This is a genomic window from Sphaerospermopsis reniformis (assembly GCF_005402885.1).
GTDB lineage: Bacteria > Cyanobacteriota > Cyanobacteriia > Cyanobacteriales > Nostocaceae > Sphaerospermopsis > Sphaerospermopsis kisseleviana.
Map to the genome: position 1 here is coordinate 18,874 of NZ_BJCE01000010.1, position 21,470 is coordinate 40,343.

Consider the following 21,470-nt stretch of genomic DNA (forward strand, 5'->3'; position numbering starts at 1 on the left):
GTTTATCAAGGGCGGGAAAACCCGCCTCTAGAAAGGGTTTTAGGGTGAATAATTAGGAATTAGATGATCTTGGCGGAACGTAGACCAAATAATAAACCAACTGCGATACCCATAAACACGACTAAAAATGCAATGTATTCAACGATAGCCATTTGTATTACTCCAGAAATTAGTTCACTAAATATATTGAATCATTAATAATTCGTAATTCGTAATTCATAATTCATAATTATCAACTACTACCCATTCACCAGTCACCAGTACCCAAACTGCGATAAAATACGCGAAATTGTGATGATATCAGGGTTGTTAAATGAGTTCTGTAATTAAAGTTGATATACCAGAAAATTCTTATGAAATCACTGTTGCACCAGGGAGTTTAGATCAACTGGGTGAACAGATGACGGGTTTAAAACTGGGTAAAAAGGTACTGTTGGTTTCTAACCCGATGATATTTAAACATTATGGGGAAAGGGCGATCGCCTCTTTAAAAAATGCTGGTTTTGATGTGGTTCACTACAACCTCCCCCCTGGAGAACGCTACAAAACTTTAAACTCCATCCAAAAAATCTATGATGTGGCCTTAGAACATCGGTTAGAACGTTCCTCAACGATGGTCGCTTTAGGTGGTGGTGTGGTTGGTGATATGACTGGGTTTGCTGCTGCTACTTGGTTAAGAGGAATTAATGTTGTCCAAGTTCCTACCAGCTTATTAGCAATGGTAGATTCATCTGTAGGTGGTAAAACCGGCGTTAACCATCCTCAAGGTAAAAACTTGATCGGTGCATTTCACCAACCCAGTTTAGTATTAATAGATCCTGAAGTCCTGAAAACCTTACCAGCAGCCGAATTTAGGGCGGGAATGGCGGAAGTGATCAAGTACGGCGTAATTTGGGACGCTGAATTGTTTACTCAATTGGAAGCGAGTAAGCACCTTGACCAACTCCGCTATGTAAAATCCGACCTGATAAATTACATATTAACTCATTCTTGTCAAGCGAAGGCAGATGTTGTCAGTCAAGATGAAAAAGAATCTGGACTGCGGGCAATTTTGAATTATGGTCATACTATCGGCCATGCGGTGGAAAGTTTAACCAATTATCGCTTGTTGAAACATGGTGAAGCTGTGGGTATTGGCATGATAGCAGCAGGGGAAATTGCTGTAAAATTGGGACTTTGGCAAAAAGCCGACACAGAACGTCAAAATGCACTGATTAAAAAAGCAGGTTTACCGACAAAATTACCAGCAGGTTTAGATATTGCAGCGATTATTGATGCTTTGCAATTAGATAAAAAAGTCAAATCTGGGAAAGTGCGGTTTGTGTTACCTACCCAAATAGGTGCAGTTAAAGTGACAGACGAAGTACCAACGGATACTATCAGGCAGGTATTAGAGGAAATGGCAGGTTAAAGCATTTCCACATCAGTTTAGCGGGCAAGATGCAACCTCCTCTAAGATACAAGGTTGGGTTGAGGAACGAAACCCAACATCTTCAACAATTTGTTGTTTTTATACAATAGGTTGTTTAAGTATAAAATTTCGTTAACCGAATAGTATTGGACGATGTTCTTGATCTATTCGCCTTGACCAGCAGCCAGATAGATCGTGTTTTAGGGCTTCAGGTTGTCCTGTGCTTTCAAATGGATTACGTTGTACTTCACGAATTAGTTTAATGATTTTTAATGCTTTTTTACGATCAGTTTCGATCCACCAAGCTAAGTCCTCAAAAGCATCCATATCAAATTCCAAGTTTTTCACAGGCTGCTTCCAAAGAAATTCCTTCTTGACGTTTTCTAGCTGCAAGTAATCTTGCTTTCATGGCTGAACTGCTTAATAGATAAGCGGTTTCTCTCTCAGCCATTATTTCTTGCCAAAGGGCAATGGGTACAACTACGGAAACTGTTTGCCCTTCTGAATCACAAATATATTGTAATGCGTTATTCATAGCTGCGAATATAACTTACTGGGTTGTTAACAATTATAATTGCAAAAGTTTTGATGAGCTATTGGTGTTAGCGGTAGCTTACCGTAGGTATCGCTCTCTCACATCCAAAAAAAGCGAACTGCTTGCAGCAGCGCTTCGCTATCGCCCCTCCACATCCCAAAAAGCGATCGCACCTGCAAAACCCTCATTATCAAAGCGATCGCACCCCCACATCCCCCAAACAGCGATCGCTAAAGGCGATACCTACTATTCTCTGAATAGCAAAGCGTCCCATGAGAGATCCGGTAATATTTAAAACTTAGGTAATAAATCTGCTTGTTTGCAAATTGCATTTGCCGTAATGCGATCAATTGTGCGATGTCTTTTGACAGGAATAGTTTTTAGATCATTAGTATAAATCGAATGATTTCCACCTTCCCGTAATAAATAATATCCGTTTTCTTCTAAATATTTAATTAAATCTTTTCGTTTTACTGACATAATCAAACTTCTACCGGAATTTGTTCAAGTAAAGAGCTTCCTGTGGGAATTTCTTTATTTTGTTGACGATAAGCAATGATCATTTCTTTGAGAGCATCTTGTAACATAATTCTACATTCTTCTAAGGTTTCTCCTTCAGTAATAACTTCTTGCCATTCAATCAGTTGTCCCATATAGCCGCTATTAACTTTTGTATATTTGGCAGTGTATGTAGTTAGCATTATTTTCTTTTTGAAGATAATTACATATAATTAATTATAAACCTATTTTTACCAAAAATGCAAGGTGTTAGTATTGCTAAACCCCTACAAATCATAGATGGTAGATGAGTGATCGCATTCCCAACAAGCGATCGCACTCCTCCACATTCTCAAAAAGCGATCGCCCATAATCACAAGCGATCACCATTAAATACCTGAATTACATAAGATTCAAATAGCTGCAAACTCAGTAAATTTCCGTTTGTATGGAGCTTTAAATGCTAAAACTATATCTTGTTTAGGAACTCCAACTTCTACTAATTCATTAGCAATTCCTATTTCCGTTCCATCGCGTTAAATCCAAATTTTACCGTCTTTAATTTCTATATAAATAATACATCCAAATATTCGCGTTAAATCTTGCCAACCAAGATTAAGAACTTGATATCTATCACGCTCTGTATCAAATATTAATTTAACTTCTGTCTGACTATGGAAGCTATTTTTTACATGATTTTCCAGAATTTTTTGGACTATTTCTTTGTAATTTAGTCTCTCCATATCACAATCTCCTCTTGTTCTGGGTTAAAAATTAGTAATTTTAGTTCATACTCAGTAATTATTCTCTGAATAAATCTTCGACTAAAAAACTCATTATAAACATCTACGGGAATAGCTAAATACAGCATCCGCTCAGGTTCAGTCAATTTCAAAGCTGAACGGTAATTGAGACATTGACCAAGTGCTAGGTGAAATTCAGTTACTTCTGATGCTCCTAAAAGCGATTCCTACGGAGCGCTTCGCTATCGCACCTTCCACATCCCAAAAGCGATCGCCCCTTCACATCCCCAAAAGCGATCGCCCTCTCACATCTCCTAAAAGCGATACCTTCAGTGGGCTTCGCTATCGCACTTTCGTATCAATATACTTCATCATGAGTTCCCAAATTGAGCAACAAAATAGCTTCTTGTTGGTCTTCAGTATTTTCAACAAATTCAAACAAAATACGATAATTATAGTCAATTGAACAAGACCAGACATTAGCTAACTCACCTTTTAGTTTGTGAGTACGTAAACTAGGATAAAAAGGATCTTCAGCTAATTGCAATAAAGTTTGTTCAATCAGAGGTCGAAGATTTGGATATTTTCGGATTAGACGTTTAAAAGAACGCAATGATTTAGGAGTCCAAGCGATGTTCATGGTTGATCAAGTTCTCCTAAGAATTGATTAACTGAACCAAATTGAAAGTTTCCTTCATAAAATTCCTGACGAACTTCTGTAATTTCTTGAGATAGTTTGGTTCTTTTTGCTTCGTGCAGTCTTTTTTGCAGAAGGTTAAGTAATATTTCTTGATCTTCTATTGATAAAATTTCGACTGACTCAATAGCTTTCTGGAATGCTGATGTTTTCATGGCTGTACTTAATTAGTTTGACTTATTTTAATTTAATGGTATCGTTCTTTTTGAAGTTTTGCGATCGCCCCTTACATCCCAAAAAGCGATCGCCCTCCACATTCTCAAAAAGCGATTCCTACGGAGCGCTTCGCTATCGCACTCCCACATCCTCAAACAGCGATCGCCCTCCCACATAACAAAAAGCGATTCCTACATCCCTAAAAAGCGATCGCCCTCCCACACCCCAAAAAGCGAACTGACAAGTCAGCACTTGCGCTATCGCCCCCTCAATACCAAAACTTAGTTTAGGATAGTGATTTGATGAGAGGTTGAGTAATAATTTTTCTGTTTTTAGCTACCTGTTTTTTCCTTAAATCTTGACAAATTTCATGCAAATCATAATTAAAAGATTTAGCGTGTTCTTCTCGAATTTTGTAAATTTCTTCTAATACTTCATCTTTCCACATTGTTAATCTCCCATAAGTTCATAGGGTGTACAAATTGTTGGTAGTTCATATCCAGATTGAATACTAATTTGTGAGAGTTTTTTCTGGATTTGTGCGTTAGCGATATGTTTACAGTTCCATGTTAACAAATAATCTACTTTATAAACAGTGGCTAAGGCAATATGCAAAGCATCATCAGATGCTTTAGGAGGAAGATTGCTTTTGATCAGAAATTGCTGGGCTAATTCTTCCACTGCTTCATTGATTGCTAATAATGGTAATTCACTTATTAGCTCTAGTCTTTTAGTAGCTATTTCTTGATCTCCTCTCGCTAATTCTTCTAAAACTACTTCCGAGATATATAGAGTAAAATTTTGCCGACGAGTATCCCACCAATTTTGTGTAATTACTGAATTTGAAGCAGTAATTAGATTAGTGCTTGGTCTAATTGTAAGATAGCCAATAACACTGGTATCAAGATATAAACTTTCAATCATTATTAAATACTTATAAAATGATTTATTTTTGTATTATATCATGTCTAATGTTTCCTGCTTTAAATTCTAAGAACTCGATAAATTTAATTACTTCATTGCGCTGTTCAAGAGGTAATTGTTTAATTTTAGCGATCGCCATTTCTAAAGTGATCATTTATTTGTTTTTCCTGTAACTTTAAGTTACTTCTATTTTAGCAAATGATTTTTAGGTCGTGCTTCGCGATCGCCCTCCCACATCCCAAAAAGCGATCGCTTAGAGAAAAGGATTAATAATTTGTAATCCTTCCACTGTAAAACCGTGTTGCATATCCTCTGAATAGAGTTGATTCATATTAACTGATAGTGCGCTGGCGATAATTAAACTATCCCAAAATGAGAATAAATATTTTGTTCTTAATGTGGATGCTGTTAACAATATATTCAAATCAAGTTCAATGATATGATGAATTTGATAAAAACCTTGAATAAGATTTTGAATTTGATTTTCAGAAAAATTTCCTTTTTTGATTAAGTTTACACAAACTTCATTGATTACCTGGGTACTTAAATAAAGTCCTGTTTGTGTGGCTAGATGGTTAGCAATTTGATGTTTTCGGATATCTTGACTCTGATTAAGTGCATATATCCAGATATTTGAATCTAAAAATGTCATTTTTTTATTCGTTTTCGTAAATTTCTTCTCGTTTCATTGGAGTTAATTTTTCTATATTTAACGGATGTTCTAATAAATATTGGAGGTAATTTCCAGACTGTTCAGAAGTGTCTTGTTGAAGAGTGACTTTAACTATATTGGGTTGTTTTAACTGTTGTTGGTACTGTTCGGGAATTTTGATCATCCCATTTTCAATAGTGGTTTGAAATTCTACTGTAATCATATCTATTTTCCTAGTCTTTATTTGCTTGTTAGTTCTATTATACCTCAGTTTATTTCCTTTACCATTCCTGAAAGCATCAGAGGATGTTTTAAAAGTCGCTGATGGTGTATCAACTATTTCTAGATCCCCCTAAATTCCCCTTGAAAAGGGGGACTTTGACTCTAGTTCCCCCCTTTTTAAGGGGGGTTAGGGGGGATCATGAAGTGCCTAAAATCACGATCCAAAACTTTTCAAACACCCTCTCACATCCCAAAAGCGATCGCACTCCTCCACATTCTCAAAAAGCGATTGCATCCCACATCCCAAAAGCGATTCCTACGGAGCGCTTCGCTATCGCACTCCCACATCCTCAAACAGCGATCGCCCTCTCACATTCCCAAACAAGCGATATCTTTGGTATAATTAGAATATTAGTTTAATTGCAATATTAAGAACATACTATGACTGTACAACGGTGGAATGATGAAATGCTTGATGATTTGGCTTCCAGTGTGACTGAGTTGCGAGAAAGTATAACTGAAGTTAGGGAAAGTATAACTGAAGTTAAAGATAGCATAGATGGGTTGAGAGTAACGGCTCAAGCATTGCTACAAGTAGCTGCTCAAAATCAGCGTGAAATGGAATTGATCAAACAAAGACAAGCTGAAAGCGATCAGCGATTTAATATTTTATTGGAGGAAGTCCGTTATTTAACTCGTGGAAATAGAGATGATTAGTTCTCGATTCTCCACATCCCCAAAAAGCGATCACCCCTTCACATCCCCAAACAGCGATCGCACTCCCACACCCCAAAAAGCGATCACCCCTTCACATCCCCAAACAGCGATCGCACTCCCACATCCCAAAAGCGATCGTACTTCCTCCACATCCCAAACAGCGATCGCACTCCTCACATCCACAAAAGCGATCGCATATTTACCAAATCGTTTTTACATGGGGATAATTTAAAATTTTGGCATCACAGGTAACAAGGGGAATTTCATAACGTCTAGCAATAGCAACTAAAATTCTGTCTGCTGGATCTTTGTGAAAATTGTCTGGTAACTGTGTACTGGCAATTGCATCTATGGGTGATAAAGGTTTTATGATTATACCTGAATGAGTTTGCGCTAACTGATACCATTCATCAATGGGTAAAGGCAAAACTAATTTACCGACACTAGATTTAACTGCTACTTCCCAAACAGAAATAGCGGAAACTAATAAGCCATTTTGAGATTCTTCACTTTCAATAGCTGCTTGTGCTGCTTGTGATAATTGACTAGGATCGTGAAGTAACCATAGCCAAATATGGGTATCTAGTAAAATCATTCTGCTAATGCTTCCCAAAGTTCCGGCAAAGGTTCATCAAAATCATTAGCAATGGTAATAGGTTTTCCTCTCAGTGGGTAATTTTTTGTAGTTTTTGTTTCTTGGGAAGCAAGATCAATGTTTCCTGCTTTAAATTCTAAGAACTCGATAAATTTAATTACTTCATTGCGCTGTTCAAGAGGTAATTGTTTAATTTTAGCGATCGCCATTTCTAAAGTGATCATTTATTTGTTTTTCCTGTAACTTTAAGTTACTTCTATTTTAGCAAATGATTTTTAGGTCGTGCTTCGCGATCGCCCTCCCCACATCCCAAAAAGTGATCGCCCTCCCACATCCCAAAAAGCGATCGCCCTCCCCACATCCCCAAAAGCAATCCTGTCAAAAAATCAACCAGCTAAAGACTTCTTGAACGTTTAGCTCTAATGAAATCCCTGTAAGAACAGGCAGACGATCACTATTTTTAAATTCCCTCACTCGGCGATCGCTATCTACAACTAAAATGCTTTCATCTTCAGCATCTAGCAACCATCCCAATTCCGTCCCATACTCGGCACAGTGTAATAGTTTGGCTAGGACTTGTTTATATTTTTGATCGGGCGAGAGAATTTCAATCGCCCAATCGGGATAAATTTCAAAACGATTGGCAATCCGTCCTGACGACAATCGAGGAATTCGCTCCCAACGAAATACAGCTATGTCAGGAACGATCGCTAATCCACCAAAAACACAGCGTAGTTCGGGAAAGGCTTTGGCGATTTTTTGAGGTTTGGCAATTTGATTAATTCTTTCGCAGAGGTCAATCTGAAGTTGACTATGTTCCCCTTGAGGCATCGGTTTTTGTATGATCTGTCCATTAATAAATTCGGAAGCAGGTTCTGTTTCTGGTAATTGCAAAAACTCTTCGATTGTTACGGGTCTAATTGCTGTAACTATCATCGCTTCATACCCTCCAAAATCTCTTTAATTGTAACAGCGATCGCCCTCCCACATCCCCAAAAAGCGATCGCCCCCCACATCCTCAAAAAGCGATCGCACTCCCACACCCCAAAAGCGATCGCACTATGGTGCATAACAAGAAGGAAAAAGTCTTTTTTTATCAATTGTATTAGTATCAATATTGCAAGGTGAGATATATTGACTTAATTTTTTAAAGCCATTTTCGGTAATATTTGTGTCATTTAAACTTAGACTTTGAAGATTGCTGAGTGCCTCCAGTTTCTCAAGTCCAACATCAGAAATTTTGGTTGAATCTAAATTTAATTTCCTCAATTGTGTTAGTCCAACCAAATAAGATAGTCCAGCATCTGTTACCTGAGTCCATCCAATATTGAGAGATTGAAGTTGAGTAAGTTGTTGAATCTGCTGAAGACCAGCATCACTGACATTGGTATAATAAAGTTCCAGATTTTCCAATTGTGGTAGTTCTTTAACGTAGCCCAATGCGCCATCACTAATTTTTGTTTTAGAAAGATTCAATGATTGAAGATTAGGGATTTTTTTAAGGTTAGCTAGGCCTGAATCGGTAACGCTTGTGAAGGTTAGATTCAACGCTTTTAATCCAGAAAGTCCCTTGAAGTAAGCGAGCCCAGTGCCAGTAATTTGGGTGTTAGAAAGATCAAGGCTTTTTAACCCTGATAATTGTTGAAGATGGCTTAGTCCTTCATCTGTTACTTGGGTATTGTATAAAGATATTGCCTGTAAATCATTTGGGTTAAGAGTCGAAAGGCTTGAAAGGCTTGAAAGATCAGTAGAGGCTTCGGGACTTATCCGTAATTCTAGTAACCACCCTTCTGGTACGACAACAGGAACCCTACCTTGTGCTTCTCCTTTTTCTTCCTCACCTGAACCGCTCAAAAAATGAAGATTTTCTTATAGGATATAGAGTTTACCTAAAGAACGATTAGTCGGAAAATTAAGAGTACGTTCTGACCCTCGATTCTGCGTAATGGGAGAATTACTCAGACCGCAACTAGTAGCTAAATATAGCATTACTGTTAATAAACCTAGACCTCTGAGACTCTTTTTATTCATTTAAGTCCAAACCTTATTTGGGATAAGATAACTTTACTTAATTTTCAGGGTCGCATCGAAACCACCACTTAAATCCCAGAAATTATCATCAGGATCAGCATCACTAAAAGTGGCAATTAATTTACCATCCGCTTGAAGGGCTGCTAGAATTGCATCTCCATTCAGAGGCGTTCCTGAAACTGTATTTCTGAAATCACTGGCATCATTTGGCCAACCATTTAAGATAATGCCCGTATTGATGTCGTCCAGATAGAGGGTTAGATCATTGAAATCAAAATCTCCTGGTGCGCTGTCACCATCATCCATAACAAAGCTAATCTCAATATCCTGAATTTGAGTCGGTAGGGTCGTGTTGGGGGCAATTTCAAAGGTTGTAATCAGAACGGGAGTTCCAGAAAAGCCGACAAAACCAGATTGAGGAGCGGTGAAAATTAATTCTGGGGTAATATCAAAGGTTTTAATGACATCTTCAACTCCGAGGGCATTACCTGCGCGATCGCTTAATTGAGCGGCATCAATAACTAACTGATAATTCCCCACTGCCAAGACGGGATAGGTAAGTTGAATGGTGCGATCGCCGTCTCGGAATTGAATATTTTCAGGCACACTTGTCTGATTAGAGCTATTGATCAAAGTAAAGTTAGCGGCAGTAATCTTAGTTGTGTCTAAGGCTTCTGAGAAACGAATAGTCGCAGTACGCATATTGGCAGAGAAACTGTCAATACTAGGCGCAATGGTGTCGGGAACCAGATCGAAGGTCAGAATATTGGAAAGGCTGGTATTGCCACCTGTATCTGTCACTCGTGTTTGTACGTTAACGACTGGTGCGTTGGGATCATTACTCAGCGCGATCGCATTTAAGTCAAAGGGGAAGGAAAGATCATTGCTGACGACTTGCCCATTGACTAATAATTCGACATTACGGACTTGAACATCATCGGTGACATTAGCTTGAATGGAAATAGAACCACCTTCTGTAATTTGAATACCCGCCTGATTGGGGTCTAAGTCAACTACAGGACTGGTAATCATAACGGTAGGAGCAACACCTTTATTATCGAAGGGTAGATAGTTGATAACCTGTAAACCACCAGTACCGTCGGCAACATAGGCAATACCAGACGCTAAGGCTACACCATAGGTAAAGCCAGGAGTGTCAATAGAGAAGACTACATTATTTGTATTTTGCGGATCAATAATGTCATAAACTCCAATGCCCTGATCCTCTGACGCAATTAAAGCTAATCCTGAGCCATTAAGAGCTATGTTACGAGCCGTGAAAAATAAATCTGAATCACTAATTAAAGTGGGATTAGCAGGATTAGAAATATCAATTGTCCGCATTCCACTACCTGCAAGATAAGCGACTCCATTACCAGCAAATACGCCCACATCAGTGGAAGCAATGGAAACTGTTAGCTGCCCTTTGAGGGTTACGGCGGCGGAGTTGCTAATATCAACAGTGAAGAAAATATCGGGGCCACTGATGAAACCATAGAGATAGGAGCCATCTCGTGCTAAACCTGTAACTGTTCCTGAACCAGGTAATGTTACTTGTTGGATTTGTTCTCCACTGAGTAAGTCAACAGCGCGTAAAGATGTGCCAACAGTAGCATAGGCAATTCCATCTACAACTTCAACTTGACTGGCGTTGATATTGATGGTTTGTTTAAGGACAGGAAGCATGGGGTCAGATACATCTACCAGTTGTAAACCGCCATTATTGCTGGCCACTGCTGCAATTTGCAAGTTGGTATCCACTGCAACGTCTGTAGCGTCACCTCCTGGTAAATCAAGTTGACCGAGGATGATGGGGTTATTGAATTGAGAGGCGTTAACAATAGCTAATCCATAAGAACCTGTGGCCACATAAGCGGTTTGATTTTGTGTATTAGTGGTTGATCCTGTAACTGTTATTGCTTTAGCTTCACCAAATAGGGGGAGAGAGGAGATAATTCCTGTGGGGAAAGCTTGGCCACCAAGAGGATCTAATCCTTGTTGAATTTCTGCTAAATCATTAATGCCATCGTTGTCTGTGTCTTTTTTGTTAGCAGTTGTGCCGATAATATTTTCTGCTTCATCAACCAATCCATCATTGTCACTGTCAGGAAGCCCATATAAATCAGCATCCGAAAGTTCATTGATGAGGTCTTCTGGTAAGTCTATTCCTTGTTGTTGATAAACTTTAGCAATGCCTTCTGTTGTTACATAGGCAAGAGCAGGAATTTCAGTAGCAAAACCAGATGCAGTAGTCTTGCCCGTATATGTAGCGATTCTGCCACTTTGGGCATCATAAATTGATAATTTAAATTCGGTATTGGGAGCTAAAATAGTATCGAATTGACCATTTGCATCAGTTCTTCCTCTTGAAGCAAAATTGCCATACTCTATTAAATAATAAGCATTGGCAGGATAATCAAGTAATTCACCTGCCATTTGACCAACGCTAGGTTCTAAGTCTCCAATTTGTTGTCCTACATCTTCTAAAATTTCACCCATTTCTGCGCCGGCTTCTGCGTTAACTAAAAACCCTTCCATTTCCCCAATTAACTTGGGAACTAGAGTTTTAAGTTCTTCTAGTGTTTCTGGTGATACGGTATCTGATTCTGCTTGAATATTGATGCTATTAACTCCTATTCTTGCTCCTTCATTTTGTGCTGCAAATCCTAGCAAAGAAGCGATTTGATCAATTGTGCCACAGGCGAGAGCAAATAAACTTTCTTTCAATCCTTCTTCCGCTTTTTCAATCAGAGAATTCACCTTACCTAAAGTTGATTTAGCTAAATCCAACCCATTGCAGACAGTTTTCACGGCAATAGTGTTACATCCACTATCCTGTTCTGTAATTTTGCCGCAAACACTAGCACTAAAACCAAGTAGATTTTCTAAACATTTAGAAATAGCAAGGGCTTTTCCTAATGGATTTTGATCTTTAATCCCATCAAAGGTGGATTTGAGAATTTTCTTAGTAGAGTTGATGCTTTGAAATAATGCTTGTACATCACTGGCATTTAAACTACCGTCTTCCAATCCTTTTAATAGTTTGTCAGCACTACCAATTAGAGACTTTGCTTCTGAAGCAATCTCAAATACTTTTGCAATCAATCCTTGTATTTTAAAGAATCCTGCCGTACATTTAGTAACTTGTTCAAATAAATCAATTGCATTCTCAATAGTAAATACATCTGGATCACAATCATCTGGTTTATCTGGTTTTGTTGGACCATTTGTTGGTGTACCAGGATTCACAAAATGCCACCCCGGCGCTAAAACCCCAACCCCAGGATCAGATTTAATCGTCAACCCATCCTCACTAACCGTACCCGTACCAATTACAATCCACTTACCAGCATCATGGTCAAAAGACCAGAACAAACTCTTCTCACCCGGTTTCAACCCCTCCAAATTGGGGAACTGTATCGGTGCAGGTACATCAAAATTAGTCGCCCCACCATCTGCTTCTCTATTAAACCCATTTGCACCACCAGCTTGAATAGAAATCACCAACTGTGGATCTACACCTGGAGGTAACGGTGCTGGTAAACGCTGCGGATCTACAGGTATAATCATCGCCTGAGTAGCTACATTACCTGCATCATCCTGAGCCGAACCTGCAACAAACGTCACCTGTACCTGTGTCCACACATCAGGATCAACATCAGGGAATAACTGCTGTAAAAATGCCTGAGAAACTTCCCCAAATCCAACTTGAGTATCTTCCGTAGTAGATAATGGTTTAACATCACTAGCCGCCATTGGTGGTAAATATACATCAAATGGCAGACCATCCATAAACAACTGCGTAGACTGTCCTGGTACGCTGTGGAAAGGCTTACCTAAACTAGCATACTGAGTAGCAGCCGGCGCACCTGTAGCGGTTGAACCATCAATGTAAACATAAAAGTCTGGTGCAGGTACATCTTCAAGAATGAAATAACCCTTATCATCAGTGACAGCAAACACATTTGGTAAAGCATCCAAACGAATAGTTACACCCTTGATAGGAATATTAGAACCATCGGGATTTTTGTTGTAGGAATCATACACATAACCCCAAACATCTGTTCCAGGAATGCGAGTAATGGGAAGTGTGGTAAAGTCGGCTGTAGCTATACCACCAGCAACACCATCTAAATTTCCATCAATGGCCACACCATCACGGCCAATTATCTTACTACCATCAACAACTACCCGCACTTCTGTAGAAGCTGGTAAGGGATTTGCATAGAAGAAAGTAGCAAATTCTTCTGTACTGGAAACTTTGATATTTCCAGCAATTCTTTGACCATTAGCTATGAGATAGAAACTATCATCTTTAACAGTTGTGGGATCTATTTTCTTACCAAATCTCACCACTGTTTCCCGATTTAACCCTACCATCTCTTCCCCATTATTAGGAGAAATTTCTAGGGGTGCAGCCGCAATATTCAAATCAAAATTCTGTGCTGTTGTGGTGGCATTTCCAGCTATATCAGTAAGACCTGAAGCAACAGTTAATTTATAATTTCCTGTAGTAAAAGCTGCTGCTAAATTTAATCTAACTAAGGTAGAACTGAGTTTTTCTACTGAACTAATCGTCACAGCTTGACCATCATTAACACCACCAGAAATCACCAAGCTGTATTTATCTGCTGTAAATGAACTATCTTGTACTGGTTCATTAAAGGTTAATTCTACAAAAGATGTCGCTGTTGATGGAGTGCTAGAAATAGCAACAGTGGGAGGTATGTTATCTTTAGGTGCTAACAAATTCTCCAGAACATAATTACCCACACTTCTACCAGTTGCTAAACCTTCCACATTAGCCGAATTAAAATGAATACCTCCATAAATGCGACTAATTCCTGCTTCATTAGCTGCATTTGTAAAGTTACTGAAGGTACGATAAATACCAGGAGTTCCTAAAGAATTAGTGGTAAAACTAACATTATTACCCAACAATCCTGTTAAGATAGTTTCCGCCGCACCACTAAAGGTACTATGTCCAGAAACATATTCAGGGAAAGGTGGAGTAGTTAATAAAGGTGTCCAACTAGCATCAGCAATAGTATCAGCATTTCCATCACTATCTGCATTTTGAATAGCGGTAATTGGTCGCCAGAAATTATAATTATATTTCGCATCCCAAGCGGCAATTCCTGCATCAGCTAAGGAAATATCTAATAATGCAAATAACCGGGCATTATCTACTAAAGAATTACCTTTAGTTGCAGCGACATTTTGGGCGATTTGATTCCAATGTCCAGGCGGTGTAAATGTACCAGAACCATCAGCCCAGAATTTAGCAATTTGTGTTTGTTCCGTCGTGCGATTAGTGCTATTTTTACTACCTAAATCTTTAACTTGATTAAATTCTGTGGTATATTCAGCACTGTTTAAAGCTGGTGTACCATCAGGACGGAATTGATCACCACTGGTTAACGCAAATGGTGTCACTTGTCCCCATTGCGGTAATAAAGCAGAAGCAAATCCTGGGGACGTTGGTTGCCATTGTCCGGGGTTAGTTCCTGGTGTATAGGTAATAGTACTACTAGACCCATCTCCACTTCTGAAAGTTAAAATAGCATCGGCTACAGTGCGTCCAAATGTCACACCATTATCTTCTGCTGTACCGTCGGTAATTTCTGCTAAGGAAGCGGTTAAAGCATTATCAAAATAGGATTTTTGTCCAGGATAGAGATTAATTAAAACCTGATGTGCGGCGCTTGCTGCTGCGGCTTCTGCTGATACAATTGTTGGCGCTGTACCTGTGAAGTGATAGTTTTTGTAAGTTCCAGTAATTGTATTTATAGCATCAAAAACCGCAGTTTGGGTGATGGCCATATTGCGAGAAGCTACTGGTGGTGTTGTCTTATCTTCATAAATGGCATTTAACAGCGTGGCGTTCCAATCTAATACTACATCACCGTTATCTTGCTCAACTCGTTTAATAATTGTGGTAAAGGTGCTGGTGTTTCCTGCTATATCTTGTGCATTAACAGTGAAGGAATTATCGCCTAATGCTAGTTCCACGTTAGTAAAATTAAATTTACCAGTAGCATCAGTTGTAATTGATGTTCCTATTCCTTGTAATTTAACGGTGGTGTTTGCTTCTGTTTGTCCTATGAGTTTGACATTGGTAAATGTTGTCCGAGAATCACCAATGGGAGCAGAATCAAGGATTGTATCTAACATGAATCCTGGTGTTTGTGGTGCAGTGATATCCAGGGTAAAGTCTAATTTCACTTCGCTAGAAACATTACCAAACTTGTCTTCTGCTTTGAGTGTTAGTTGATAAGTCCCATCTGGTAATTGTCCACCATTAATTTGAGTTAATGTGGCTGTATCTAAAGTAAAATTACCATTTTGCAACTTAGCTAAAACATCTACAAAGTTGCCAGAATTTAACTTGGCTTGGAATGTTGTGATTTCACTGCTATCTGTGACTGTTCCTGTGATGGTAGAATCGAAAGTGATACCATCGGTGTTGATGCCTGTATCATTATTAAGACTAGCAGTAATTAATGGTGCTGTTGTGTCTGGTGTTGATTGAGTAATCACCACGATTTGCGTTGTTTCTGTGCTATTTCCGGCTAAATCTATGGCTTTAATAATCAGGTTTTGTTGTCCTGATGATAAACCTGTTAAATTCAATTCTACATCAAATGCACCTTGGGCATTTACTGGTACATTAATTTCACTACCATCACCAAAACGATAAGTTAATTTATCTATTATTGAACCTGTACCATTTACAGTACCTTGCAATCTTGCACCTGTAGTTAGTTGTGCATTAGCTTGAGGATTGGTAATATTAATTTGTGGTAAGGCTGAATCAATGGTAAATTCTTTAGTACCAGCATCACTCTTATTACCGGCAATATCCGTTGCTGTGATAGTTAAATTTTTCAATCCATCGGTAATTTGAGATGTGGTAATTTCCCAAAAACCATTAACAACTATGGTTTGTCCTAATTTATTTTGTCCATCCAATATTTCTATTAATGCACCAGTTTCACCTTTACCTGTGATAGTTGGTGTATTTTGATTGGTGACTGTATCACTATCATTTTTTAACCCTATTTCTGTGGGTATTCCTGGTTTGGTGTTATCTAAGGTAAATTTAACTAAAAATTCATCTACATTACCTCCTTGATTTTCTGCACGTAAAGTTAATTGATATTCACCATCCGCTAGTTGACCACCATTGATTTGTGCTAATTTATTTTTATTTAAAACAAAATTTCCATCGGGTTTTAATTCTGATAATATATCAGCAAAATTACTACCACCCAATCTAGCTTGTAACTTGCTGATGTTACTAGCATTGTTTAAAGAACCAACAATTTCAGGATTATTGGTAACACTATCTACAATGCCTGTATCTTGAGCTAATTTAGCTATTAAACCTATACTTGCAAAGGTAATAATTTCTTGACCAAGGGGAAGATTTCGCCAATCTTTACCCACCGCAAATAATTGGCCGACTTCTGTTGTTGTTCCTGTTGCACCTTTAATTTGAAAGATGATATCGTTATAATCTGCATCTGTATTTTGGTCAACTCGGATATCTTCCCATCCGAAAGTACCTGGTACTAATTGTCCCATTTGTGTGGCGTTATTGGGATTAGCCGCAGCAATGGAAAATAAGGGACGTTGATTATTGCCGACGTTGGGATTATCAAATACTTGTTGCACAGTTCCTTGCGGAACTAACATCATTGCTATTTGCGATCCTGGTGTAAAATCGAATGTTTTTATACCGCTATAATTTCCTTCATTTTGATTATTCTCTCCCAGTTCTCCTGTAAATTTCGCGCCTTCGTTGGGATCGATAATAACTATGTATCCCAATGGGGAATTACTTAAAGCTCGACGGGCTGCTTCTTTGATATAATCACCTGAACCTGGTGTGAAATTATCTATTCCTTGCAGACTAAATATAGCCATTTCACTACGATAACTACCCGCATCGGCTAGGAAGTTAATTGAGATTTTCCCTGTGTTATCTACTAAGAATATTCCTGGTGTTTCTGCGTGTTCTACTGCAAATTTTTCACCTCTTAACTCAAGAAAACTATGATCGTTTTCTGCTTTTAATGCTGCTATTACTTCTGGTGCTAAAACTTGATTTTGCACTAGATAAGCAAACAATTCTCCTTCATCTCCAACTGCATCTTGAATATTGATTTTATCATCTATATAATGTCCTATTTCTTCTAATAGAACATTGACAGCTTGACTGGAATTAGAATTTTTAGGGTTAACTAAATCTTGGGAAAGATAAATGGTATTGTTGCCAAAAGCCCCATCAGCTTGTAGTTGAGATTGTGGTATAATTTCGATATTAGGAATTAATTGATTATCGTATCCCCAATTTCTAAATTTGTATCTGATGAAAAATCAGCAGCTAAACCAATACATTCCGTCTACACGCAATGCAATTGGATAATAAATTGATGAACATAATAGCTCATTGCAGCAGTTTTCATGTCTTTAGACCACAGTCAGGGCGAAGCATTCGGATGATAGTCTTAGGTAAAAACCGATAATTAATTGTCCGAATGCTGATGCTTCCAGCACGCTTCGCGAACGCGCCTACATTGTTGACGCGAAACCTAAATCAAAATGTGGTTTATTTACCTGAAAATAGCTGTAATAAAAGTAAATATCTCTTACCCTCTGAGTAAACTCAGACAAAATCACGTTAGTCGCTAAATGATCCCCTGAGATAAATAATACCCTGGAAATAATATATGCTGACTATGCTTATATGGTCAATATATTAATTGTAAATATTTACACGATTAAATTAAGTATTGTAACGATTGTTTTCAAATTACAACAAATTATACATGGTAGGGGCAATTCATGAATTGCCCCTACGGAAATATAGCGCCACCTCACATAGAATTGGTATGATGACGTGACTTATACTGATAACATACACCGCATAGGGCAGCTAAAAATACCCAAAATAATGTACTTAACCGTAAATCAAATGTTGTGACATCGACTGTATTAAATATTATCCAACCGATAAAGGCTAATAAATAACTAAAAAAGATGATTCTGTTTTCTGGTTCTAACGATTTTGATTTCCATAGAGTTTTACTAGCAGTAATTAAAATCCAAATTAGTAACCCACAAAATAACAAAGTGGTGATTAAACCGGTTTCTGCTGATAACATTAAAAATAAGTTATGGGGATGACCAGGATCAATTTGCATTTTGGTTTTATAAAGTCCGCTAAAACTGCGTAAACCCCAACCTGTAAAGGGATGTTGTTGTGTTAAATTCCAAGCAAATTCCCATTGAGTTTTTCGCATTAATGCTACTGGTCGATCAGGGAACATTTGATCATTTAATCGCGCCCAGATAAAATAAGGAACGAAACGACGGAAAAATTGAGCGATCGCTTCTGGTGCAAAAGCTGCTAACAATATGCTAGTGGCAATACTCAAAAAACCAGCGACAACTAACCGCCAACCTTGATATAAAGCATAAGCTAAACAGGTAATAATCGCTATTCCCCAAGCATTTCTAGAGTTGGTTAAAATCAAAGCTATAAAATTCGCAATTACTGTTATTGTTAAGAAAATAATGGGATGGTAATTAGTTGTGATTTTCTGTGGGATTTTTTGTTGGAGTTTTTGATAATTGTCTAGCCATAAACCCAAACCCAAAATAAAAATTGTCACCAAATAAGCGGCTAAAGTATTGGCGTGCATGAACACAGAAGCCATGCGTCCGGGTGGATCTCCTCCAGGGGCAATTGTCAAATCTATTAACACCCAAAGAAATTGTATTTTAAAACTCCAACCTAAAAATAATTGTCCAAAACCGATAATTACCACAGGTAAAGAACCTATGATCATAATCCCAGATATTCGCCGTAATTGAGCAGGTGTTTGAATTAGGGATGTTAATCCGGCAAATACGAAAAAATAAGGTAAGAAGTTGAATAAACCCAGGAAAGCCTCTAATTTATGAGAGGCAAACCCGGTAGTGATCAACAACAATAAACTTAAAATTGCAAATCCTTTGTGCAGGGGTTTTTGGCTAATGGTGCGGTATTTTTTCGCCCAAGTTATTAATGCTGCCAAACAAATAGTTACAGCCCCCAAAAATGGATTGACAGGGAAAACAAGCAACCCAAATTGAAGACTGTTCCACGCAGGTTGCAAACTAGAATCAGGATGATAAAAAGCCTTGTTCAAGCTAACTCCCAACATTCTGCACGGGTGAGACGAATTTGCGCGAGGGTGAAAATAGTAGGAATAATGCGACCATAGTTAGTAGCGATCGCTCTCCAACCTAAATCAGCAAAAAACCAAGCCCACATCATTGGTCCGACAACAGCAAATACTGTGCGAACTGCACTATATCGGGCTGCACTTACAGTCATTCCCCTTCGCGCCATTTGTGCTGTGACATAGCTTTGAAACTGTTTGCTGGCTACTTGTGTACCTGTAATTGCGGCTTCTTTGGCTACTTGATAGGTAGCTAAATGAATGGCAAATTGACGGGCAATTTGTTGAAGTACATAAGGCTGAATCACGGAAGTTACAGCTAAAGCACTACCACCTTTGAAAATTAATCCTAAAGGATCTTTTTGTAATGACAGAGGTAATGGTTTTTGCTCCTCTGATGATAATAACTGACGTTGTATTTTAGTGGCAATTTTTTGTTGTTCTTGTTTTGGCAATTTTTTCCACACCTTTCCTAAAAGATGCAAAAATACCTCTGCTTCTAAATCAATGGTTGCTAAATCGTCATAATAAGGAATTTTCAAATATTTACATACTTGAATTAATGCTTGTCGGTAAGTTACTTGATCAGTGCGCCCCCGTAATACCGTGATCCCATCAGCCGCTAAAAAGCGAAAGCGGTTTTCTATTGCATCTAACCAAGCTTGACGATCTTGGCTTTGCACTACGATGGGTTCGGGTGTGTGAACATAATCTAGGGGATTAAATTTGCGACTAAACAGAATAGCTGTTAAGTCTTGTAGTTCTTCTTCGGTGGCTAACTCTAGTACCGCCCTTAGTTCATCCAATTTCCCATCCTCCCTTCCATGCTGCTAGTCTGTACCCTATTCTACTATTAGCTTTTAATAGTTATTGTCAAGGTTGAATTGTGAAATATGTCAAATTCTCATCTTACTGATATTGCGGTTATTGGTGCGGGTATATCTGGTTTAGTTTGCGCCCAGCGGTTACGTCAAGCTGGTTATGGGGTTTTAGTGGTGGAAAAATCTCGTGGTGTGGGGGGAAGGGTTGCTACTCGGCGTTTACAGGGAACTTGGGCTGATCATGGTGCTTGTTATCTAAAACCTAAGGGTGAATTATTCAGTAAATTTGTGGATTTATTGCAAAATCGGCAAATTCTGAAAATCTGGACAGATATAGTTTATGAATTTTCCATCACTGAAGGTATATCTCAACCAGCAAACTGTAGTCCGCGTTATGTTGCACCAGAGGGAATGAGCAGTATTGCTAAATTTCTCACTCCTGGTTTAGAGATTTTATTTAATCAGCGTGTGATCAAGATTAATCTTACCAAAGAAAATGCTTGGTGTCTTACTTTAGACAATAATGAACAATTAAACGCCAAGGGTTTAATAGTTGCTATTCCTGCACCCCAAGCTGGAGATTTATTAGCGCCTTTGGGTAAAAGTTTATTGGGTGCTGATTTTTTCGATAGTTTGCATTCTGTTGAGTTTTACCCTTGTATTAGTGTCATGGCGGGATTTTCCCCCAACTCTCAACCCTTACCCCATTGGAAAGCTTTAACTTTTAATGATCATGCTGATTTAGCATGGATTGGATTCGATAGTAGCAAGCGTCCCCAATCACAACCACCGCATTTTGTGTTACAAAGTAGCGCCAAGTTCGCTCAACAACATCTAGAAACCCAAGATTTACAACCTGTTGGTAATGATATGTTGCAAAAAGCAGCAGAAAATTTAGCACTTCCCTGGTTAGAAAATCCTCAATGGATGCAAGTACATCGTTGGCGTTATGCTTTTCCTCGTACTCCTTTAGATATACCTTGTTTATCTGCCAATACTCCTTTACCTTTAGTTTGTTGTGGTGATTGGTGTGGCGGAAATTTGGTAGAAGGAGCAATGGTTTCGGGATTAGCTGCTGCTGCTGAAATTGATCAGCAACTGCAACATCTATTGATGGAAGATGTGGACTTTTTAAGATTTTTTTAATATGTAAATTACACTTTAATTTTTCCCTCAGAATATAATTCTGGGGAAAGACAAAATAAGCCCACAGACGGGGGCATAATTAGGAGCAGC

At 38.4% G+C, this 21,470-nt stretch carries 27 protein-coding genes and 2 pseudogenes; 6 read left to right on the top strand and 23 right to left on the bottom strand.

Annotated features, from left to right (window positions below; genetic code table 11):
- Positions 1 to 59: 59 nt before the first annotated feature.
- Entirely contained in the window at positions 60 to 152 is a 93-nt protein-coding gene (petL, locus tag FFR48_RS02685; protein WP_096571713.1) for a cytochrome b6-f complex subunit PetL, read from the bottom strand.
- A gap of 161 nt (positions 153 to 313) precedes the next feature.
- Here petL and aroB point away from each other — a divergent pair, with 161 nt between their 5' ends.
- Positions 314 to 1,411, top strand: coding sequence for a 3-dehydroquinate synthase (aroB, locus tag FFR48_RS02690; RefSeq protein ID WP_096571714.1), 1,098 nt, complete (start codon positions 314 to 316; stop codon positions 1,409 to 1,411).
- A gap of 132 nt (positions 1,412 to 1,543) precedes the next feature.
- Here aroB and FFR48_RS02695 read toward each other — a convergent pair whose 3' ends face one another.
- Entirely contained in the window at positions 1,544 to 1,759 is a 216-nt protein-coding gene (locus FFR48_RS02695) for a Txe/YoeB family addiction module toxin (protein ID WP_096571715.1), read from the bottom strand.
- Positions 1,740 to 1,946 (bottom strand): type II toxin-antitoxin system Phd/YefM family antitoxin, encoded by a 207-nt coding sequence (locus FFR48_RS02700; RefSeq protein ID WP_096571716.1) that lies wholly within the window; start codon positions 1,944 to 1,946, stop codon positions 1,740 to 1,742. Before FFR48_RS02700 ends, FFR48_RS02695 begins: the two co-directional genes overlap by 20 nt.
- Positions 1,947 to 2,007: 61 nt before the next feature.
- Here FFR48_RS02700 and FFR48_RS02705 point away from each other — a divergent pair, with 61 nt between their 5' ends.
- Complete coding sequence (locus tag FFR48_RS02705) at positions 2,008 to 2,241, top strand: hypothetical protein (RefSeq protein ID WP_137666282.1); 234 nt, start codon at positions 2,008 to 2,010, stop codon at positions 2,239 to 2,241.
- Here the strand turns inward: FFR48_RS02705 and FFR48_RS02710 are convergent.
- From FFR48_RS02710 to FFR48_RS02750, 11 genes and pseudogenes are all read right to left on the bottom strand, one after another.
- Positions 2,238 to 2,426 (bottom strand): type II toxin-antitoxin system HicA family toxin, encoded by a 189-nt coding sequence (locus FFR48_RS02710; RefSeq protein ID WP_002765632.1) that lies wholly within the window; start codon positions 2,424 to 2,426, stop codon positions 2,238 to 2,240. The two genes, FFR48_RS02705 and FFR48_RS02710, sit on opposite strands and share 4 nt — an antisense overlap.
- Positions 2,427 to 2,428: 2 nt before the next feature.
- Positions 2,429 to 2,647 carry a type II toxin-antitoxin system HicB family antitoxin gene (locus FFR48_RS02715; protein ID WP_002765634.1) on the bottom strand — a complete coding sequence of 73 codons (219 nt, stop codon included), beginning with the start codon at positions 2,645 to 2,647 and terminating at the stop codon, positions 2,429 to 2,431.
- Positions 2,648 to 2,857: 210 nt separating this feature from the next.
- A pseudogene (locus FFR48_RS02720) lies at positions 2,858 to 3,187 on the bottom strand (XisI protein).
- Positions 3,175 to 3,399 (bottom strand): annotated as a pseudogene (locus FFR48_RS02725) (element excision factor XisH family protein); the annotation flags it as partial. The pseudogenes FFR48_RS02725 and FFR48_RS02720, both read right to left, overlap by 13 nt.
- Positions 3,400 to 3,545: 146 nt before the next feature.
- Complete coding sequence (locus FFR48_RS02730) at positions 3,546 to 3,827, bottom strand: type II toxin-antitoxin system RelE/ParE family toxin (protein ID WP_137666283.1); 282 nt, start codon at positions 3,825 to 3,827, stop codon at positions 3,546 to 3,548.
- Positions 3,824 to 4,039 carry a hypothetical protein gene (locus FFR48_RS02735; RefSeq protein WP_027400994.1) on the bottom strand — a complete coding sequence of 72 codons (216 nt, stop codon included), beginning with the start codon at positions 4,037 to 4,039 and terminating at the stop codon, positions 3,824 to 3,826. The genes FFR48_RS02730 and FFR48_RS02735 overlap by 4 nt, the downstream gene beginning before the upstream one ends.
- 287 nt (positions 4,040 to 4,326) lie before the next feature.
- Positions 4,327 to 4,488 carry a hypothetical protein gene (locus tag FFR48_RS28870; RefSeq protein WP_190346708.1) on the bottom strand — a complete coding sequence of 54 codons (162 nt, stop codon included), beginning with the start codon at positions 4,486 to 4,488 and terminating at the stop codon, positions 4,327 to 4,329.
- 2 nt (positions 4,489 to 4,490) lie between these two features.
- Entirely contained in the window at positions 4,491 to 4,964 is a 474-nt protein-coding gene (locus FFR48_RS02740; protein WP_137666284.1) for a type II toxin-antitoxin system VapC family toxin, read from the bottom strand.
- Positions 4,965 to 4,986: 22 nt separating this feature from the next.
- Positions 4,987 to 5,118 (bottom strand): hypothetical protein, encoded by a 132-nt coding sequence (locus FFR48_RS29965; protein WP_265586230.1) that lies wholly within the window; start codon positions 5,116 to 5,118, stop codon positions 4,987 to 4,989.
- A gap of 99 nt (positions 5,119 to 5,217) precedes the next feature.
- On the bottom strand, positions 5,218 to 5,616 hold the full coding sequence (locus FFR48_RS02745) for a PIN domain-containing protein (RefSeq protein ID WP_137666285.1): 399 nt from the start codon (positions 5,614 to 5,616) through the stop codon (positions 5,218 to 5,220).
- 4 nt (positions 5,617 to 5,620) lie between these two features.
- Entirely contained in the window at positions 5,621 to 5,839 is a 219-nt protein-coding gene (locus tag FFR48_RS02750; protein WP_096571719.1) for a hypothetical protein, read from the bottom strand.
- 203 nt (positions 5,840 to 6,042) lie between these two features.
- Here FFR48_RS02750 and FFR48_RS02755 point away from each other — a divergent pair, with 203 nt between their 5' ends.
- Genes FFR48_RS02755 through FFR48_RS02765 form a run of 3 tightly spaced genes read left to right on the top strand, consistent with a single transcriptional unit; the run spans position 6,043 to position 6,787 of the window.
- Positions 6,043 to 6,258, top strand: coding sequence for a hypothetical protein (locus tag FFR48_RS02755; RefSeq protein ID WP_137666286.1), 216 nt, complete (start codon positions 6,043 to 6,045; stop codon positions 6,256 to 6,258).
- Positions 6,259 to 6,279: 21 nt separating this feature from the next.
- On the top strand, positions 6,280 to 6,555 hold the full coding sequence (locus FFR48_RS02760; RefSeq protein WP_137666287.1) for a hypothetical protein: 276 nt from the start codon (positions 6,280 to 6,282) through the stop codon (positions 6,553 to 6,555).
- Positions 6,548 to 6,787, top strand: a complete 240-nt coding sequence (locus tag FFR48_RS02765) for a hypothetical protein (protein ID WP_137666288.1) — start codon at positions 6,548 to 6,550, stop codon at positions 6,785 to 6,787. Before FFR48_RS02760 ends, FFR48_RS02765 begins: the two co-directional genes overlap by 8 nt.
- Here the strand turns inward: FFR48_RS02765 and FFR48_RS02770 are convergent.
- From FFR48_RS02770 to FFR48_RS02805, 9 genes are all read right to left on the bottom strand, one after another.
- Positions 6,755 to 7,150, bottom strand: a complete 396-nt coding sequence (locus FFR48_RS02770) for a type II toxin-antitoxin system VapC family toxin (protein WP_137666289.1) — start codon at positions 7,148 to 7,150, stop codon at positions 6,755 to 6,757. The two genes, FFR48_RS02765 and FFR48_RS02770, sit on opposite strands and share 33 nt — an antisense overlap.
- Entirely contained in the window at positions 7,147 to 7,374 is a 228-nt protein-coding gene (locus FFR48_RS02775) for a DUF2281 domain-containing protein (RefSeq protein ID WP_137666290.1), read from the bottom strand. The genes FFR48_RS02770 and FFR48_RS02775 overlap by 4 nt, the downstream gene beginning before the upstream one ends.
- Positions 7,375 to 7,406: 32 nt before the next feature.
- On the bottom strand, positions 7,407 to 7,532 hold the full coding sequence (locus FFR48_RS29970; RefSeq protein ID WP_268932391.1) for a hypothetical protein: 126 nt from the start codon (positions 7,530 to 7,532) through the stop codon (positions 7,407 to 7,409).
- The gene (locus FFR48_RS02780) at positions 7,529 to 8,086 is read right to left on the bottom strand and encodes a Uma2 family endonuclease (protein ID WP_137666291.1); all 558 of its coding nucleotides are present in this window, start codon (positions 8,084 to 8,086) and stop codon (positions 7,529 to 7,531) included. The genes FFR48_RS29970 and FFR48_RS02780 overlap by 4 nt, the downstream gene beginning before the upstream one ends.
- Positions 8,083 to 8,220 carry a hypothetical protein gene (locus FFR48_RS02785; protein ID WP_162501832.1) on the bottom strand — a complete coding sequence of 46 codons (138 nt, stop codon included), beginning with the start codon at positions 8,218 to 8,220 and terminating at the stop codon, positions 8,083 to 8,085. Before FFR48_RS02785 ends, FFR48_RS02780 begins: the two co-directional genes overlap by 4 nt.
- Positions 8,210 to 9,004 carry a leucine-rich repeat domain-containing protein gene (locus FFR48_RS02790; RefSeq protein ID WP_137666292.1) on the bottom strand — a complete coding sequence of 265 codons (795 nt, stop codon included), beginning with the start codon at positions 9,002 to 9,004 and terminating at the stop codon, positions 8,210 to 8,212. The genes FFR48_RS02785 and FFR48_RS02790 overlap by 11 nt, the downstream gene beginning before the upstream one ends.
- Before the next feature lie 210 nt (positions 9,005 to 9,214).
- A complete protein-coding gene (locus FFR48_RS02795) occupies positions 9,215 to 17,314 on the bottom strand; it encodes an Ig-like domain-containing protein (RefSeq protein WP_137666293.1) in 8,100 nt (2,699 codons plus the stop codon).
- A gap of 749 nt (positions 17,315 to 18,063) precedes the next feature.
- Positions 18,064 to 19,395 carry an O-antigen ligase family protein gene (locus tag FFR48_RS02800; protein WP_137666294.1) on the bottom strand — a complete coding sequence of 444 codons (1,332 nt, stop codon included), beginning with the start codon at positions 19,393 to 19,395 and terminating at the stop codon, positions 18,064 to 18,066.
- Positions 19,377 to 20,219 carry a YaaW family protein gene (locus FFR48_RS02805; RefSeq protein ID WP_137666295.1) on the bottom strand — a complete coding sequence of 281 codons (843 nt, stop codon included), beginning with the start codon at positions 20,217 to 20,219 and terminating at the stop codon, positions 19,377 to 19,379. The genes FFR48_RS02800 and FFR48_RS02805 overlap by 19 nt, the downstream gene beginning before the upstream one ends.
- An 87-nt stretch (positions 20,220 to 20,306) precedes the next feature.
- Here FFR48_RS02805 and FFR48_RS02810 point away from each other — a divergent pair, with 87 nt between their 5' ends.
- Positions 20,307 to 21,380 carry an NAD(P)/FAD-dependent oxidoreductase gene (locus FFR48_RS02810; protein ID WP_137666296.1) on the top strand — a complete coding sequence of 358 codons (1,074 nt, stop codon included), beginning with the start codon at positions 20,307 to 20,309 and terminating at the stop codon, positions 21,378 to 21,380.
- The last annotated feature ends 90 nt before the right edge of the window (positions 21,381 to 21,470 follow it).